Raw genomic sequence first — 16,858 nt, forward strand, 5'->3', positions numbered from 1 at the left:
CCTCAGCCGGTCGGCGCGGGGGCGTCGGCGGGCGCCTGCACCGCCGGAACGGGGGCGGCTTCCGGGGCCGCCCGCAACGCGATGGCGACGCGGGTGCGGATCTCCTCGGCGAGGCGCTTGGCGAGGCGGATGCGCGCCTCGCGGCCGGCGCGCACCGCGGCGAAGCGCTGGGCGGTCCGCTCGTAGGTGACGACGGCGTTGACCGTGGCGCTGTCGACGACGGTCCCGCCATCGGCGCTGGTCAGTGTGTAGCTCGCCCGGCCGACGAGGCTCGCGACGCTCGCTCGCAGCGTCACCGCGTCGACGATCGGCAGCCGCACCGAAGCGCCCGCCTCCACGGCGAGCGCGTAGGCGCGCGGACCCTCCACCGTCGGCCGCCCGGTCCCGTCCAGTGCGAAGACGAGCTCCTGGCGCAGGTAGTGCGCGAGCACCTCCTCGCCGGGATCGACCTTCACCGGGTCGACGGACACCCGGCGCAGCAGCTCGGACACCTCCACGTTGGAGGCGGCGGTGCCGTAGAGCGGCCTCAGGCAGCCGGCGAGCGGCAGGGCCGCGAGGCAGGCGAGCCCGCCGAGCACCGCTCGGCGGGTGGGCGCGACGATGGCGCGTTCCTCAGGCGACGACATTCACGATCCTCTGCGGGACGACGATGATCTTGCGCACGGGACGCCCTTCCATCGCACGCTGCACGTTCTCGTGCGCCAGCGCGGCGGCCTCGATGGCCTCCGTGCCGGCGTCGCGCGCGACCGCGATGTCCGCGCGCTTCTTGCCGTTGACCTGGACGGGGAGGACGATCGTGTCCTCCACGAGCAGGTCCCGCTCCACCGCGGGCCAGGCGGCGTCGGCGACGAAGCCGTCGCGGCCGAGCACGCGCCAGCATTCCTCGGCGAGGTGCGGCATCATCGGCGCCACGAGCTGGACGAGCGTGCCCAGGGCCTCTCGCAGCGCGAAGCCCAGATCCGCCGCCGGCGCGGCGCCGTCCCTGGGCGCGGCGGCCGAGATCGCGTTGGCGAGCTCGTAGATCTTGGCGACGCCCACGTTGAAGCGCAGCCCCTCGATCGCCTCCTCGACGGCGGCGAGCGTGCGGTGCGTCGCCTTGCGCACGGCGAGCGCCTCCTCCCCGACCGTCTGCGGGCGCGGCGCGACGGCCCCGCCCAGCGGCGTCTCGTTGACCAGGCGCCAGACGCGCTGGACGAATCGGTAGGCGCCCTGCGCCCCCTCCTCCGTCCAGATCACGTCGCGCTCGGGCGGCGAGTCGGAGAGCACGAACCAGCGGGCGGCGTCGGCGCCGAAGCTGTCGAGGATGTGCTCGGGGTCGATGACGTTCTTCTTCGACTTCGACATCTTCTCGATGGAGCCGATCGTGACGGCCTCGCCCGTTTTCACGTGGAACGCGCGGCGCTCGCCCTCGACCGTGTCGATGCGCACGTCGATGGGCATCACCCAGCGCCCGGCCGCGTCCTTGTAGGTCTCGTGCACCACCATGCCCTGGGTGAACAGGCCGCCGAACGGCTCGTCCAGGTTCAGGTGGCCGCAGCGGCGCATCGCCCGGGTGAAGAAGCGCGAGTAGAGCAGGTGCAGGATCGCGTGCTCGATGCCGCCGATGTACTGGTCCACGGGAAGCCAGGCGTCGGCCTCCTTCGGGTCCGTCGGACGGTCCTCGAGATGCGGGTCGGTGAAGCGGGCGAAGTACCAGGACGAATCGACGAACGTGTCCATCGTGTCCGTCTCGCGCCGGGCCGCGGCCCCGCAGGCGGGGCAGGGCACGTCGCGCCAGGTCGGGTGCCGGTCGAGCGGATTGCCCGGCTTGTCGAAGGCGACGTCCTCCGGCAGCGTCACCGGCAGGCTCTCGCGCGGCGCCGGGACGACGCCGCAGGCGTCGCAATGGATCACCGGGATCGGGCAGCCCCAGTAGCGCTGGCGCGAGATGCCCCAGTCGCGCAGGCGGAAGTTCACCTTGCGCGTCGCCACCGGCGCGCCGCCGCGGGTCTCCTGCTCGAGCCGCGCGGCCACCGCTTCCTTCGCCTCGGCGATGGAGAGCCCGTCGAGGAAGCGCGAGTTGATCAGCCGCCCCTCGCCGACATAGGCTTCGTCGCGGATGGTGAACGTCTCGGGGTCCGCGTCCGGCGGGCAGACCACCGGGGTCGCGCCGAGCCCGTACTTGTCGGCGAAGTCGAGGTCGCGCTGGTCGTGGCCCGGGCAGCCGAAGATCGCGCCGGTGCCGTAGTCCATCAGGATGAAGTTCGCGACGTAGACGGGGAGCGTCCAGGACGGGTCGAACGGGTGCACCGCGCGGATGCCGGTGTCGTAGCCGAGCTTCTCGGCGGTCTCGATCGCCTCCGCCGACGTGCCCATGCGCCGGCACTCCTCCGCGAAGGCGGCGAGGGCCGGATCGCGCGCGGCGGCGGCCTTGGCGAGCGGATGATCGGGCGCGAGCGCCATGAACTTCGCGCCGAACAGCGTGTCCGGCCGCGTCGTGAAGATCTCGAGCTCGGACGCACCCTCCGGGGCGGTCGCCGCCTCCAGGGCGAAGCGCACCGTCAGGCCCTCGGAGCGGCCGATCCAGTTGCGCTGCATCAGCCGGACCTTGTCCGGCCAGCGCTCGAGCCCGTCGAGCGCCTGCAGCAGGTCCTCGGAATAGTCCGTTATCCTGAGGAACCACTGGGTGAGCTCACGCTGCTCGACGAGCGCACCGGAGCGCCAGCCGCGGCCGTCGATCACCTGCTCGTTGGCGAGCACGGTCTGGTCGACCGGGTCCCAGTTCACCTTCGCCGTCTTGCGGTCGACGAGGCCCGCCTCGAGGAAGTCGAGGAACATGGCTTGCTGGTGCTTGTAGTAGGACGGATCGCAGGTCGCGATCTCGCGCGACCAGTCGAGCGACAGGCCCATGGACTGGAGCTGGCCGCGCATCGTGGCGATGTTCCGGTAGGTCCACTCCTTGGGGTGGACCTTGTTCTCCATCGCCGCGTTCTCGGCGGGCATGCCGAAGGCGTCCCAGCCCATCGGGTGGAGCACGTTGAAGCCGCGGGCGCGCTTGTAGCGGGCCACGACGTCGCCCATGGCGTAGTTGCGCACGTGCCCCATGTGGATGCGCCCGGACGGGTACGGGAACATCTCGAGCACGTAATAGCGCGGCCGAGGATCGTCGTTTCGGGTGCGGAACGTCTCGGCTTTCGCCCATTCCGCCTGCCACCTGGGCTCGGAGTCCTTGGGATTGTAGCGCTCGGCCTTCATCGCGGGGTCGATCTGGCGTGTCCTGTGGGAGATGTGGCAGGATGGCGCTTCGAGAGGGCGCGCGCCATCATGCGCCGCCGACGCGAGCCCGCGACGCCGGGGCAATTGGGCACGAATGTGCGCGCCGGTCAACGGGCTCGGGCGTGCCGGAGGGATCGAATGGACATGGACGCGCAGACGTTCACGGACGCGCGGGCGCAGGCCGGTGCGGCGAGCGTGGAGCGGTTGCGGCAGGTCGAGGCGGCGATCGCCCGCGCGGCCCGCGACGCGGGCCGGGAGCCGGACGGGATCGAGCTGGTCGCCGTGTCGAAGACCTACGACGCCGACAGCATCGTGCCGGTGCTGGCCGCCGGCCACCGGGTGTTCGGCGAGAACTACGTGCAGGAGACGAAGGGCAAGTGGCCGGGGCTGCGGGAAGCGTACCCCGATGCCGAGGTGCACCTCATCGGCCCGCTCCAGTCCAAGAAGGCCCGCGACGCCGTCGCCCTGTTCGACGCGATCCAGACGCTCGACCGCCCGTCCCTCGCCCGGGCGCTCGCCAAGGAGATCGCCCGCGCGCGCGACGCCGGCGAACGGGTGCCGCGGCTCTATGTGCAGGTGAACACCGGCGAGGAGCCTCAGAAGGGCGGCGTCGCCCCCGGCGAGGCCGACGCCTTCATCGCCGCCTGCCGGGAGGAGCACGGGCTCGCCATCGCGGGCCTGATGTGCATTCCCCCTGCCGACGACCCGCCCTCCCCGCATTTCGCGCTCCTCGCCGAGATCGCGCGACGCAACGCCCTCGCCGAGCTCTCCATGGGCATGAGCGCGGATTTCGGCGCGGCGATCCAGATGGGCGCCACGATGGTGCGCGTCGGCAGCGCCATCTTCGGCGCCCGCGGCTGAGACGCCGGAACGGCGTGACGGGGCGCGGCTCGACCGTTCCCCGCAGCCGGGACCTTTACCGCGCCGGCGTCACGCGGCACATAGCATCCATGCCCACCGCCGATTCGCCCACCGCCGATTCGCCCGACGCCGCCCTCGCCCCCTACGCCGTTTCACGTGAAACCCGCGCGCGGCTCGAGATCCTCGTCGCCGAGCTGCGCCGCTGGCAGCCCGTGAAGAACCTCGTCGGGCCCCGCACCCTCGACGAGGTCTGGACCCGGCACGTGGCCGACTCCCTCCAGCTCGTCGACCTCGCCCCGCCGGACGCGACCCGCTGGGTCGACCTCGGCTCCGGCGCCGGCTTCCCCGGCCTCGTCGTGGCGATCGCGCTGGCGGACCGGCCCGGCTTCCGCATGGATCTCGTCGAGGCGAACGCCCGCAAGTGCGCCTTCCTGCGCCACGTCGCGCGGCTGACGAACGCGCCGGCGCGGGTCCACGACGCGCGCATCGAGACCGCGATCCCCGGCTTCGCCGGCGAGGCGCAGGTCGTCTCCGCCCGCGCTCTGGCGCCGCTCGAGACGCTGCTCGGCTGGAGCGAGGAGCTGTTGAAAACCGGTGCCGTCGGCCTGTTTCCCAAGGGCGCCGGCGTCGAGAGCGAATTGACCGCCCTCGCGAAATCCCGGACAGTCGCCGTCGAAGAGATCCCGAGCCGGACCGATTCGCGCGCGCGCGTCCTGCGGATCCGCTGGCTCTCCCGGGACGACGCGTCCAGGATCGACTGACCAGGACAGACCGATCATGACCAGCGACACCTTCGTGGACGAGGACGACGCCGCCGCGGTGGCCGATCCGGCGGACGACGCCGAGTCCGCCCCGCGGCGCGAGGCCCGCCGCCCGCACGCCCGCCCCCGCGTCCTGGCGCTCGCCAACCAGAAGGGCGGCGTCGGCAAGACGACGACGGCGATCAACCTCGGCACGGCGCTCGCGGCCATCGGTGAGAAGGTGCTGGTCATCGATCTCGACCCGCAGGGCAACGCCTCCACCGGCCTCGGCATCGAGCGCAAGCAGCGCCGGGTCTCGACCTACCACGTGCTCACCGGCGAGGCGGAGCTGCGCTCGGCCATCCGCGAGACCGCGGTGCCGCGCCTGCATCTCGCCCCCTCAACCCTCGACCTGCTCGGCGTCGAGCTGGAGATCGCCTCGGCCCGCAACCGCGCCCACCGGCTCAAGCTCGCCGTCGACGGGCTGGCGCTCGGCGATGCTTTGCGCGCCGAGCCATTCACCTACGTGCTGATCGACTGCCCGCCCTCGCTCAACCTGCTCACCATCAACGCGCTCGCGGCCTCCGATTCGGTGCTCGTGCCGCTGCAATGCGAGTTCTTCGCGCTGGAGGGCCTGAGCCAGCTCCTCAAGACCGTCGAGCAGGTGCGCGACAACCTCAACCCGCGCCTCACCATCCAGGGCGTGGTGCTCACCATGTTCGACCCGCGCAACAACCTGTCGAACCAGGTCGTGGCGGACGTCCGCTCCTTCATGGGCGGCAAGGTCTACGAGACCATGATCCCGCGCAACGTGCGGGTCTCGGAGGCGCCGTCCTACGGCAAGCCGGTCCTCCTCTACGACCTGAAGTGCTCGGGCAGCCAGGCCTACCTGCGGCTCGCCTCCGAGATCATCCAGCGCGAACGCACGCTCGTGGCGGCCTGAAGAACGGACTGGGGAAAGACATGGCGGAAGAGGGACAGCGCCTGCGGCTCGGTCGAGGCCTCGCCGCGCTCATCGGGGACATGGGGGACGACGACGAGGGCGTGGTCGATCGCGGCCGCGGCCAGCGCCGCGTGCCGATCGAGTTCCTGCGCCCCAACCCGCGCAACCCGCGCAAGGCCTTCTCCGAGAGCGACCTCGAGGATCTCGCCCAGTCGATTCGCGAGCGCGGCATCATCCAGCCCATCGTGGTGCGCTCGCTGCGCGGCCTCGCCGACGCCTACGAGATCATCGCCGGCGAGCGGCGCTGGCGCGCCGGCCAGCGCGCCGGCCTGCACGAGGTGCCGATCGTCGTGGTCGAGGCGGACGACCGGCTCTCGCTCGAGTACGCCATCGTCGAGAACGTCCAGCGCACGGACCTCAACGCGCTGGAGGAGGCGGCGGGATACGACAAGCTCATCGCCGAGTTCGGCTATTCCCAGGCCGATCTCGGCCAGGTCATCGGCAAGAGCCGCTCGCACGTGGCGAACACGCTGCGGCTCCTCAAGCTGCCGAAGAGCGTGCAGGACAAGCTCACGTCCGGGGCCATCAGCGCCGGTCACGCCCGCGCCCTGCTCGCGGTGAAGGACCCGGAGGGCGCCGCGGAGCGGATCGTCGAGCAGGGCCTCAACGTGCGCGACGTCGAGCGCCTCGCCCGCGACGAGGAGACCGTCCCCGGCGCCCGCGGCGGTCGCCCCCGCACGGAGAAGGACGCCGACACCCGCGCGCTCGAGCAGGCGCTGACGGAGACGCTCGGCCTCGACGTCGCCATCGCCGCCAAGCCCGGCGCCTCCGACGGCGAGGTGCGCATCCGCTACGCCAGCCTCGAGCAGCTCGACATGCTCTGCCGGAAGCTGCGCGGCGGCTGACGGTCGGCGCGGGCGCAGGTTTCGGTTGACGCGCGGCCGTAGGTCTGTTCTGTTTACGTTCTAGGGACGCGACAGGGGCGGGACTGGGGCGGGACTGGGGCGGATCGGCGGAGCGCGCGCCATGAGGGTTCCTCTCTTCATCCGGCAGCCGGCGATCGTCCGCCTCGGCGCAGCGCAGGTGCAGGTGCAGGCAAGGGCTTCTGCGCGGCCGGCGCCGGTGCAGAAGGGCCGGGCGCATCCGCCGGAGACGGTCGCGCTGGTGCGCTCGCTCATCGAGGGCACGATCGACTCCCATCGCGAGCTCGCCGCGCGCACCGGGGTCGATTCCGGCACGATCTCGCGCTGGGCCGCCCGCCACGGCTGGACGCGCCCGCCCGGCGCCTGCCGGCCGGCGCCGCGGCCGCCGGAGGCGCGCTACACGCGAAACCGCATCGGCCGGACGCTGGCCCGCGAGATCCTCGCCGCCTGCACCCGCCTCGTCGACGCCATCGAGGCCGACCCGCGGCCCGATCCCGCGGCGCTCGCCGAGGCGCTCGACCTCCTCGCCCGCGCCCGCGCCGAGAGCAGGGTCCGCCGCCGCCGGCGCCTGAACCCGCCGACGAGCCCGCCCCCGCCCGAGCGCAAGCCCAAGCGCCGGCCGGGGGACCCGCCCATCACCCGCCGGTCCCGCCGCGCCCTGCGCGAGGCGCTGCGCACCATGCAGGGCCTGCGCCCCGGCGACACGCTCGAGCGCGAGCTCGCCGACCAGCTCCGCCCGCCACCCCCGCCGCGGAGGGGGCGGGTGGGACGGTAGGGATCACCCGACGCGAAAGACCTTCTGCACCTCGTCCCCGAAGTGGTTGATCACCTTCACGCAGATCAACCCGTTCTCCGGCGGGCGGAACGGCCGCGAGGCGGTGGCGTGCAGCTCGGCCCAGGCGGCCTCGTCGATCTCCGCCTTCAGCGCGCGCTTGAGGCTCTCGTAGGGGTCGCGGCCCAGGAAATACGCCTGGCGCACGAAGAAGCTCTCCTCGTCGTAGGCGTCGTCGATGAACCAGCAGGCGATGTCCTCGGCGGGATCCTCCGAGGAACGCACCTCGCCCGTCGTCGGATCGAAGATGTCGACGCCGCGGATCTCGACGCGCACCATTCCGTCGGGGAGAGACTCCACCGCGATGTCGGGCTCGCCGAACACCACGAACAGGTTGCCCGTCCCGGCCTTGAGCTTGTCGGCCATGCGCAGGTCCTGGTTCATGCGCGCCTTGAGCACCGTCAGCTCGCCGAAATGAAGCCGCGAATCGTCCACTTCCGGCGCGAAGGCGAAGCCGCAGACGATCAGCGAATCGAAGGCGTGCATCGCCTCGCGCGCGGCGTTCCTCACGAGGTCGAAGCCCACCGTGTCGTATTCCGGCCCGATGGCGATGGCGGCGCGCTTCTCCGCCCCGCCCTCCCGGTAGAGCGCCTCGAAGGCGATGTAGCCGCGCTTGGAGGCGAAGGGCTTGATCCACTCGAACTCGAGCGTCTCTCCCTTCTTGGTGTTCTGCACCCCCGCCGCTTTGAGGTTCTCGTAGACGACAGTGGCGAAATCCGTCTGCGGCTGCGTCGCCCCGTCGGCGACCGCGTCGCCGCCGCCCTCGCCCAGCGCGTCGAGGAGCGCCGGGTCCTCGGCGAGCGGCAGCACGCGGTGCGGCGACAGGCTCTCGACGGTGAAGGGGCCGGAGACGCGCACCACGCCCTTGGCCTTGTACGGCCGGTCGTAGAGCAGCTCCACCTCGGCGTTGCGCGCGATCGAGGCGTCGATCTCGGCCTGCCGCTCCCGGCGCAGCGACCAGAATTCCGCGTGCGCCTCGATGGCGGAGGCCGGCCAGCTCGGCTGCGTCTCGCGCGGGACCTGCCACTCTTCCCAGGCCTCGCCCAGCGCCGTGTTCAACGTTCCGCGCATCTCCTCCAGCCGAGGCTCGTAGGCGGCGTGGATCTCGTCGATCTCGGTGTTGTTGGCGATGGCTTTCAGCGTCACCCGCGGCACGCGCTCGTAGACGAAGCCCTGGCGCAGATCGGGCCTGCCGCCGTGGTCCGGCCCCGGCACGGGCCGGCCGAGGATCGCGCTCTCCTTTGCCGCGCCCTCCTCCGAGTCGCGCGGGATGTAATAGTCGAATTTCGCCGCCATCAGCCGGGTGCGCGCCAGCGCCAGCGCGACACGGCTCGTGTCGATGGTGATCCAGCGCCGGCCCCATTGCTCGGCGACGTAGGCCGTCGTGCCGGACCCGCAGGTGGGGTCGAGCACGAGGTCACCGGGGTCGGTGGTCATGAGGAGGCAGCGTTGGACGACTTTCGAAGAAGTCTCGACGACGTACTGCTTATCAGAAGTAAATCCCGCGATGACAGTATCAGTCCAGAAATTGTCAACGGGGTAGGCCTTAAAATCGTCCAGAAAGCGGACATAGTAAAGACCCTTCTGAGTTGCCGATAGGCGATCAGCCTTGAGGAGGCGCTCCATCCCGCGCTCATTTGTTTTCCAGCGGACTTTTTCGCTGGGGCGGATTACCCTACCATCTATACTTACCGGGAACCAGGATGCGGCTCCTTCTCCCTTATCTCGTCCCACACTTTGGCTGGTGAGATTATCTATCCGGAAGATTCGCGCGCCGGAAGGTAGAGAGCTTGGATCCAAGCGTTCTTGCTCGGACAGCGCGCGTGTATCCCCATCTGAAAGGAGCGCCCTTGTGTATGCACTTCCTCCCCCGCCACCGATAGATTTCAGCTTGAGCGGTTGTCGGTATTTTACGCGCTCGCGGTCTTTAGCAAACCAAACGATAGCGTCATAAACGCCAGGGAGGTACTCTGAAGTTGCGCCACTTGTTTTCAAGAAGATGATGTTTGCCATAGCATTGGCAGGACCAAAAACTTCATCTAGTAAGCTTCTGACTAGATGCAAGTTCTCTTCGCCGATCTGTACAAAGATGCTACCGCTCTCTGCGAGAAGGTCTCGCGCAGCAACAAGCCGGTCGCGCAAATATTGTAGGTACGAATGGAGCCCGTCCTTCCATGTATCCCGAAACGCCCGAACCACCTCCGGCTCACGCGACATACTCTCGAGCTTTCCGTCCTTGACGTCGCGCGTGCGGGTCGAGGGCTGCCAATTCGAGTTGAACTTGATCCCGTAGGGCGGGTCGAAATAGATCGCCTGCACCCGCCCACGCAGGTTCTCCCGCTCGGCGAGGCTCGCCATCACGAGAAGCGAGTCGCCCAGGATCATCCGGTTCGCCCAATTGGCGTCGTGCGCGTAGAACTCGGTCTTCGCCTCGGGGTCGTCGATGCCGTCGAAATCGGCGAACAGGTCCACCTGCTCGGCCTTGTCCTCCTTGCGCGCCCTGGTGCGCCGCTGCAGGTCGGCGACGATCGCCTCGGGCCGGATCTTCTCCTGGATGTAGATCGGCGCCGCCTCCACCGCGAGCGGCCCCGCATCCTCCGCATCCTTACCCCGCCAGACGAGTTGCGGGTCGAGGTCCGGGTTGCGCGGATACAGCAACGTCTTCGCCCCGTCGTCCGGCGCGAAGGCCTGGAGCTCGGCGGTGGGGATGTTGGTGCGCTTGGCCTCGCCGTGTTGGTAGGCGTCGACGTCGGCGGTGGTGGGGCGGGTGGGGGGCATTGGCGACTTACCTGGAAATCAAGAAGGTGGCGGACCCGACATTGAAGCCGTCGATCGGCATGGGGCGTAGATCCGCTTTGACCGCCATGCCATATTCGCCCGCCAGCTCCTTCATGGCGCGGCCGATCGCGTCGCATGAGCTTTTCGAGCGGTCCGGACGGTTCACATCGAACCGAAAGGTCGTCGCGACCACGCCGTAGCGGATGGAGCCACAGAAGTTCCGGCCGAAGAAGTATATCCAGTCGAGAATGCGCTTGGCGTCGGTCAGCAGCTTCGCATCCAATCCCGTCTTCACCTCGATCAGCGATCGAGGAAGCGAGTTGGAATTCCAAAGCACGATGTCGACCCGTCCGGTCGACTTCTTTTTCAGTTCACTCAGCTCCTTGGCGGGGCGCCCCCTCCCGGGTGCCGCGTCGGCCCACTCGACGAGTTCTCCGAACACCTGTTCAAGAGTGATCCAGTTCCTCGCGCCAAGCGCATCCGCACGCGCTTTGATTTCTCTAGCCGCATAGACCGTCGTCACGCTCTCCACCAGATGCCGCCTTTTGGTACCGCCACCAGTCCAGCCGATGTACTCCTTGACGGCATTGGAGAAGCCGACGTGAATTGCATCGACGACTTCGTTTCGCCCCATTGCGCCCGCCATCACGCAGCCTCCCTCTTCCCCGCCGCGATCCCCCGCAGCACCCGCTCCGCCTCGTAAATATCCTGCCCGATCTCCACGAACGCCCAGCGCCCGAAGCGTGCGGCGTGGTTCACCGCGGGCAGCCAGATCCCCGTCGCGACGTCCGCCTTGGCGGCGTCCCTGTTGTCCTTCAGCCCCTTGATCTCGACGACGAGGTTGAGCGGCTCCGCGCCGCCGTCGCGCAGGCGCACGACGTAGTCCGGGCGGTAGCGGCGCTCGGCGCCGGCATAGTGGTAGGGGATCTCGAAGTGGAGGGCGTGGTTCTTCACGTAGGAGACCACCACGTCCTCCATCCGCTCCAGCGTCTCGGCGAAGGCGAGCTCCCATTCGGAATCGGCCACCACATGGTCCACCGGCGAGAGCCGCGTCTCGAAGAGCAGCGTCTTCGTCGTGGTGAAGTCGACGTGGTTGGTCGAGCCCTCCGGCGTGAACGGGTCGAGGATCGGCAGCGTGCGTTCGCTCTCGCCCGCCCCGGATTGCCCCCGGGCGCAGGCGGTGTGGATGCGGTTCGCGGCCTCGTCGGCGAACTGGCGGAACTTCATGAATTGCTTCGGCACCTCGCCGCGTGTCACGAGGCAGGTCTCGAACCAGCGTTCCGTGATGCGCACGAGCTCCGGGAAGCGCCAGACCTCCACGGCGCCCTCGTCGTCGCGGAAATACTTGCGCAGCGTGTGGCCGGCGACGTCGAAGATCACCGATTTCAGCCGCAGCCGCTCGGCGTCCTCGCGCAGATCGAAGGTGATGCCCTGGCCGATGAACGGCTCGTTCTCGACCTGGGTCGGGATCATGTCCGGTGTCAGCTCGTAGCGGCTGTTCGCGGTGAAGGTCGCGGTCAGCGGCGTGCGCGGGAACACGAGGCGGTAGCCCTGCACGCGCGGAAAGCGGATCGCCAGATCCGGCCGATCACGGCGCGTGCGCACGTGGGTGAGCGGCGGCGGGGGCTTCGGCACGGTCTTCGTCTTGGAGGCGTTGGCGAAGGTGAAGGGGATGCCGAGCACGTCGGCGTATTCCACCGGAAAGCGGCCGTCGCTCCCGACCTCGTAGGACATCCGCCGCAGGCCGCGGCCCACCACCTGCTCGCAGAGCAGCTGCGTGCCGAAGGCGCGCACGCCCAGGATGTGCGTCACCGTGTTGGCGTCCCACCCCTCGGTGAGCATCGACACCGAGACGACGCAGCGGATGTCGCCGCCGAGCTTGCCGGGGCGACCGACGGTGTTCATCACCTCGCGCAGGATGTCCTGCGGCGACGTCTTCTCGGGGTCCCCCTCGCCGCGCCGGCGCTTCTCCTCCTTGAAGCGCGCGATCTCGGGCTGCGCGACGCGCAGGAACTCGTCGGAGAGCGCCTCGCCCGAATCGAGCTGCTCGGAATCGATCAGCAGCGTGCGCATCGGCCGCGCCTCGCGGCCGTGATCGTCGATGTTCTGGAACAGCGTGAGGCGACCCGGCACATGGCGCGATGGCCCGCCGTTCGGGTCCTCGATCTCGTAGCCGGCGATGTAGTCGTAGATCAGCTTCGACGTGGTCGTGTTGTTGCACACCACGATGAAGACCGGCGGGCGCCCGAGACGCGGCTGCTTCTCCCATTCCGCGTGCACCTCGGCGTAGTGGCCGTAGAGTGCGCCGAGCGCGCTCTCCAGCAGGCCGGGCAGGTCCTGCGGGTCCATCGCGATCTTCGACTGCTTGGCCCGCCCCTTGCGCGGCAGCGGCCGGTCGCCCGCCTGGATGTTGCGGTAGAGATTGCGGAAGAGCGGCATCTCGCCGGCCACCCGGTCGTCGAGCACGGGAATGCGCGGCACCTTCACGATGCCGCTCTCGATCGCGTCCAGCAGTGAGAAGTCGGAGACGACCCAGGGGAACAGCGCCCCCTCCTCGTGGCCGGAACCGCGCAGGAAGAAGGGCGTCGCCGAGAGATCGTGCACGGCCTTGACGCCGAGCACGCGGTCGAACGCACGGATGCCGGAGATCCAGACGAGCGCCTTCTTTTCGTTCTCCTTGGCCTCGTCCTTCTCCTCGGCGTCGAGCGCGCCGGTCGGCGCCGTGTCGGCCTTCTCGTAGCAATGGTGCGCCTCGTCGTTGAGGACGAGGATGCCCTTGCGGCCCATCAGGTCCTTGGCGACGCGCCGAACGATCTGCCCGTCGGTCTCGGTGAAGCGCTTCTCCCCGTCGAGTCCGCCGAGCACCTGGCGATTGAGCTTGGAGACCTGCTCCGTCTCCTTCGGCATGAAGGCGTGGTAGTTGGTGATGACGATGCGCGCCTTGCCGAGCCCGTCGCGCAGGTCGGAGGGGACGAGGTCGAGCGCCGCGTAAACGTTCTCCGGGTCGCTCGGCATGAGCACCCGCAGCCGGTCCTTGATGGTAATGCCCGGGCAGACCACGAGGAACGCGTCGGTGAACATTTTCGAGTTCGGCCGACGCGCCTTGTTCACCGCGTGCCAGGCGATGATCATCGCCATCACCGTCGTCTTGCCGGAGCCGGTGGCCATCTTCGAGGCGAGGCGATGGAGGCCCGGGTTCTTGTCGGCGTTCGCCTCCTCGATCTGGCCGCGGAAGCGGGTCGGGTCGACCTCGGTGAGGTAGATCAGCGTCTCCAGCGCCTCGACCTGGCAGAAGAAGAGCCTTCGCGTGCGCGCCGGGTCGGTCCAGTGCTCCAGCAGGCGGCGCGTCTCGGGAGTGACGCGGCCGAGCCGGTCCGGGGACTTGCGCCAGGCGTCGACGCGCTCGCGGATGCGGTTGACCAGCCGGTTCTCCTCCACCCGCTGGGCGAGGTCGCCGAGATCGAGTTCGGGGTCCTTGCGCTTGCGGCGCGCCTGCGGCACCGGGACGATCTGCACGCTGGGTCGGCGCCCATCGAGCAGCATGCCCGTGGGCTGGCCCTCGTCGCTCAGCTGATAATGCTGGCGCGGCGCCTCGAATGGTTTGTTGACGACCGGATTCGTGCCGAAGCTCATGCCCACCCCCGGTGGAAGAGCAAGCGCAGGAGGCGCGCAACTGTCAAGATGCCGAACATTCCTACTTCCCCGCACCGCGTGCCCCGCGACTCCCCACCCCCTCGCCATCCCCCCGTTCCCCCGCTACAACTTCCTCCACGACCCGCCCGCCCCGGGAGCCCGCCGCATGTCCGTCCACTCCACCTCCCCGCAGTTCAAGGACAACGCCCACGCGGCGCTGCACGACGTCCAGCTGCAGCGGGCGCTCTCGAACGTGCGGGTGGGGTTCATCGAGAAGCGGGCGAAGGCGGCGGGGAAGCTGCCGGAGTTCGAGGCGCTGCGCGACTCCGCGCGCGACATCAAGGATCACGTGCTCGCCCATCTCGACCTCTACCTCGAGGCCTACATCGCCAAGGTGGAGGCGTCGGGCGGGATCGTGCATTTCGCGCGGGACGCGGCGGAGGCGCGGGCGATCGTCACCGACATCTGCCGAGAGAAGGGCGCGCGCACCGTCACCAAGGGCAAGTCGATGATCTCCGAGGAGATCGGGCTGAACGACCACCTCGCCGCGGCGGGCATCGAGCCGGTGGAGACGGACCTCGGCGAGTACATCATCCAGCTGCGCCACGAGACGCCCTCGCACATCATCGCGCCGGCGGTCCACGTCAACGCCTCACAGGTGGAGGAGGATTTTCGCCGCGCCCACACCCATCTCGACGCGGCGCGCGACCTGTCCGAGCCGGTGAACCTGCTCACCGAGGCGCGCGGCGTGCTGCGCGAGCGCTTCCTCGCCGCCGACGTCGGCATCACCGGGGCGAACTTCCTCGTGGCCGAGACCGGCACCTCGATCATCGTCACCAACGAGGGCAACGGCGACCTCACCCAGATCCTGCCGAAGACCCACGTCGTGCTGGCCTCGATCGAGAAGCTCGTGCCGACGCTCGAGGACGCCTCCCAGCTCCTGCGCGTGCTCGCCCGCTCGGCCACGGGCCAGGAGCTGTCGGTCTACACCACCTTCACCACCGGCCCGCGCCGGCCCGAGGACCCGGACGGGCCGGAGAGCTACCACGTCGTGCTGATCGACAACGGGCGGTCCTCCATGCTGGGGACCGAGTTCGAGGAGATGCTGCGCTGCATCCGGTGCGGCGCCTGCATGAACCATTGCCCAGTCTACCACGCGGTCGGCGGCCACGCCTACGGCTGGGTCTATCCCGGCCCGATGGGCGCCGTGCTGACGCCCTCGCTGATCGGCGTCGACAAGGGCGGGCATCTTCCGAACGCGTCGACCTTCTGCGGACGCTGCGAGAGCGTCTGCCCCGTGCGCATCCCGCTGCCGAAGCTGATGCGGCACTGGCGCGAGCGCGAGTTCGAGCGCCACCTCTCGCCGGCGACCGTGCGCTCCGGCATCGCGGCCTGGGCCTTCTTCGCGAGGCGCCCCGCGCTCTACAGGCTGGCGACGCGGGTGAGCATGAACCTCCTCGCCTTCGCCGGACGCCGGAAGGGCGGGACGAAGGGGCGCTTCGCCTGGCTGCCCTTCGCCGGCGGCTGGACCGAGCACCGCGACTTCCCCGCGCCCCAGGGCGGCACCTTCCAGGAGCGCTTCGCCCGCGAGCGCGCCGGCAGGAGCGGCGAGACGGGCGCCACTGCGCCGGCGAGCAGCCGGGCGGCGTGAGGAGACGGCCATGAGCACCGCCCGCGACGAGATCCTCGCCTCCATCCGCCGCTCCCTCGGCGTCACCGGCCGCGAGCGCCCGCGCCGGACCGTGGTCGAGGAGCGCATCGCCCGCGCGCCCGCGGGCGTCGTCCCAGCCCGCGGGGCCGTGAGCGGCCGCGCGCGCATCGAGCTGTTCGTCGCGCAGGCCGAGGCGGCGCTCGCGACCGTGAGCGAGGTCGATACGCCGGACGCCGTTCCCGCGGCGATCGCCGGCTGGCTGCGCGCCCACAATCTCGCCGCCACGCTGCGCATGGGCGCCGACCCGCGGCTCGCGGCGATGCCCTGGAGCGAGACGCCGCTCGCGGTCGACGAGGGCCCGAGCGACGGCTCGGACCTCAACGCGGTGAGCCACGCCGAGGCCGGCGTCGCCGAGACCGGCACCTGCGTGCTCGTGTCGGGGCCCGGGAACCCGTCGACGCTCAACTTCCTGCCGGACAACCACATCATCGTCGTCGACGCGTCGACCGTCACGGGCGACTACGAGAGCGCCTGGGCCCGCCTGCGGGAGCGCTTCGGCAAGGGCGTGATGCCGCGCACCGTGAACTGGGTCACCGGCCCCTCCCGCTCCGCCGACATCGAGCAGACCATGTTCCTCGGCGCCCACGGCCCGCGGCGGCTGCACATCGTCGTCGTCGGCGGCCGGGAGAGCGCCTCGGCATCCTGAGCCGGCCCCGAGCCTCGCAACCCGACCGGAGCGCAAGCCGCGCGCAAGCGCCGGCGCGCAGCCTCGCTCGGCAGGGTGCGGACCGGCCGCGCCCGCGACGAGGGCGCGACCATGCGGCTCGATGAGGCCTATTCCCCCTTCCATGTCGATCGCCGCCGCGGCGAGCGGCTCACGCTCGTGCTGCCGTGCCGGATCGTGCGTAAGCGGTGTTCTCAGGCCGCGTCTGCAAGGGTGCGGCGGGCGTAGGCCCACGGCAGCAGCTCATCCAGCGCGGAGTTGGGATGGCCGTTGACGATGCGGGTGATGACGTCGGCGAGGTAGGCGTAGGGGTCGACATCGTTCAGCTTGCAGGTTTCGACGAGCGAGGCGACGACGGCCCAGTGCTCGCCGCCGCCGTCGGAGCCGGCGAAGAGCGCGTTCTTCCTGGTGAGGGCGAGGGGCCTGATCGCGCGCTCAACGACGTTGGAGTCGAGCTCGACGCGCCCGTCATCGAGGAAGCGGGAGAGGCCGTCCCAGCGTGCGAGGGCATAGCGGAT

13 protein-coding genes are annotated in these 16,858 nt (G+C 69.9%); 7 read left to right on the forward strand and 6 right to left on the reverse strand.

The genetic code is table 11. The features are described 5' to 3' along the window. Nucleotides 1-2 precede the first annotated feature (2 nt). Both G407_RS28750 and leuS read right to left on the reverse strand, forming a co-directional pair. A complete protein-coding gene (locus G407_RS28750) occupies nt 3-626 on the reverse strand; it encodes an LPS assembly lipoprotein LptE (protein ID WP_052341590.1) in 624 nt (207 codons plus the stop codon). Next, nucleotides 613-3,234, reverse strand: coding sequence for a leucine--tRNA ligase (gene leuS / locus G407_RS0119150; protein WP_043540200.1), 2,622 nt, complete (start codon nt 3,232-3,234; stop codon nt 613-615). The genes G407_RS28750 and leuS overlap by 14 nt, the downstream gene beginning before the upstream one ends. A 165-nt stretch (nt 3,235-3,399) precedes the next feature. Here leuS and G407_RS0119155 point away from each other — a divergent pair, with 165 nt between their 5' ends. From G407_RS0119155 to G407_RS30715, 5 genes are all read left to right on the forward strand, one after another. Next, nucleotides 3,400-4,116, forward strand: coding sequence for a YggS family pyridoxal phosphate-dependent enzyme (locus tag G407_RS0119155; protein ID WP_029032119.1), 717 nt, complete (start codon nt 3,400-3,402; stop codon nt 4,114-4,116). Nucleotides 4,117-4,205: 89 nt separating this feature from the next. Beyond that, nucleotides 4,206-4,877, forward strand: coding sequence for a 16S rRNA (guanine(527)-N(7))-methyltransferase RsmG (rsmG, locus tag G407_RS0119160; protein ID WP_029032120.1), 672 nt, complete (start codon nt 4,206-4,208; stop codon nt 4,875-4,877). Between the two features lie 16 nt (nt 4,878-4,893). After that, complete coding sequence (locus tag G407_RS0119165) at nt 4,894-5,799, forward strand: ParA family protein (protein WP_084327646.1); 906 nt, start codon at nt 4,894-4,896, stop codon at nt 5,797-5,799. 20 nt (nt 5,800-5,819) lie between these two features. Further along, nucleotides 5,820-6,704, forward strand: coding sequence for a ParB/RepB/Spo0J family partition protein (locus G407_RS0119170; RefSeq protein ID WP_029032122.1), 885 nt, complete (start codon nt 5,820-5,822; stop codon nt 6,702-6,704). 121 nt (nt 6,705-6,825) lie between these two features. Further along, nucleotides 6,826-7,497 (forward strand): hypothetical protein, encoded by a 672-nt coding sequence (locus G407_RS30715; RefSeq protein ID WP_029032123.1) that lies wholly within the window; start codon nt 6,826-6,828, stop codon nt 7,495-7,497. A 3-nt stretch (nt 7,498-7,500) separates the two neighbouring features. Here the strand turns inward: G407_RS30715 and G407_RS0119180 are convergent, their stop codons facing one another. Genes G407_RS0119180 through G407_RS0119190 form a run of 3 tightly spaced genes read right to left on the reverse strand, consistent with a single transcriptional unit; the run spans nt 7,501 to nt 13,965 of the window. After that, nucleotides 7,501-10,332, reverse strand: a complete 2,832-nt coding sequence (locus G407_RS0119180; protein WP_029032124.1) for a site-specific DNA-methyltransferase — start codon at nt 10,330-10,332, stop codon at nt 7,501-7,503. A gap of 7 nt (nt 10,333-10,339) precedes the next feature. Then, nucleotides 10,340-10,978: a hypothetical protein gene (locus tag G407_RS0119185; RefSeq protein ID WP_029032125.1), complete on the reverse strand. Its 639-nt coding sequence runs from the start codon at nt 10,976-10,978 to the stop codon at nt 10,340-10,342. Then, complete coding sequence (locus tag G407_RS0119190; RefSeq protein WP_043540201.1) at nt 10,978-13,965, reverse strand: BPTD_3080 family restriction endonuclease; 2,988 nt, start codon at nt 13,963-13,965, stop codon at nt 10,978-10,980. Before G407_RS0119190 ends, G407_RS0119185 begins: the two co-directional genes overlap by 1 nt. Before the next feature lie 166 nt (nt 13,966-14,131). Between G407_RS0119190 and G407_RS28760 the strand changes: the two genes are divergently transcribed. Next, a complete protein-coding gene (locus G407_RS28760) occupies nt 14,132-15,616 on the forward strand; it encodes a LutB/LldF family L-lactate oxidation iron-sulfur protein (RefSeq protein WP_043540202.1) in 1,485 nt (494 codons plus the stop codon). Between the two features lie 10 nt (nt 15,617-15,626). Next, on the forward strand, nt 15,627-16,322 hold the full coding sequence (locus tag G407_RS0119200) for a LutC/YkgG family protein (protein ID WP_029032127.1): 696 nt from the start codon (nt 15,627-15,629) through the stop codon (nt 16,320-16,322). A 212-nt stretch (nt 16,323-16,534) separates the two neighbouring features. Here G407_RS0119200 and G407_RS0119205 read toward each other — a convergent pair. Next, on the reverse strand, nt 16,535-16,858 hold a 324-nt coding region (locus G407_RS0119205), incomplete at its 5' end, for a transposase domain-containing protein (RefSeq protein WP_043540203.1).

This window comes from Salinarimonas rosea DSM 21201, from assembly GCF_000429045.1.
In the GTDB taxonomy this organism is placed as follows: domain Bacteria; phylum Pseudomonadota; class Alphaproteobacteria; order Rhizobiales; family Beijerinckiaceae; genus Salinarimonas; species Salinarimonas rosea.

Excerpts from the sequence above, each read along its gene's own strand:
- G407_RS30715 (WP_029032123.1), top strand. The coding sequence starts at position 6,826 with ATGAGGGTTCCTCTCTTCATCCGGCAGCCGGCGATCGTCCGCCTCGGC.
- G407_RS0119155 (WP_029032119.1), top strand. The coding sequence starts at position 3,400 with ATGGACGCGCAGACGTTCACGGACGCGCGGGCGCAGGCCGGTGCGGCG.
- G407_RS0119200 (WP_029032127.1), top strand. The coding sequence starts at position 15,627 with ATGAGCACCGCCCGCGACGAGATCCTCGCCTCCATCCGCCGCTCCCTC.
- G407_RS0119190 (WP_043540201.1), bottom strand. The coding sequence starts at position 13,965 with ATGAGCTTCGGCACGAATCCGGTCGTCAACAAACCATTCGAGGCGCCG.
- G407_RS28760 (WP_043540202.1), top strand. The coding sequence starts at position 14,132 with ATGTCCGTCCACTCCACCTCCCCGCAGTTCAAGGACAACGCCCACGCG.
- leuS (WP_043540200.1), bottom strand. The coding sequence starts at position 3,234 with ATGAAGGCCGAGCGCTACAATCCCAAGGACTCCGAGCCCAGGTGGCAG.
- G407_RS0119185 (WP_029032125.1), bottom strand. The coding sequence starts at position 10,978 with ATGGCGGGCGCAATGGGGCGAAACGAAGTCGTCGATGCAATTCACGTC.
- G407_RS0119165 (WP_084327646.1), top strand. The coding sequence starts at position 4,894 with ATGACCAGCGACACCTTCGTGGACGAGGACGACGCCGCCGCGGTGGCC.
- G407_RS0119170 (WP_029032122.1), top strand. The coding sequence starts at position 5,820 with ATGGCGGAAGAGGGACAGCGCCTGCGGCTCGGTCGAGGCCTCGCCGCG.
- rsmG (WP_029032120.1), top strand. The coding sequence starts at position 4,206 with ATGCCCACCGCCGATTCGCCCACCGCCGATTCGCCCGACGCCGCCCTC.
- G407_RS0119180 (WP_029032124.1), bottom strand. The coding sequence starts at position 10,332 with ATGCCCCCCACCCGCCCCACCACCGCCGACGTCGACGCCTACCAACAC.
- G407_RS28750 (WP_052341590.1), bottom strand. The coding sequence starts at position 626 with ATGTCGTCGCCTGAGGAACGCGCCATCGTCGCGCCCACCCGCCGAGCG.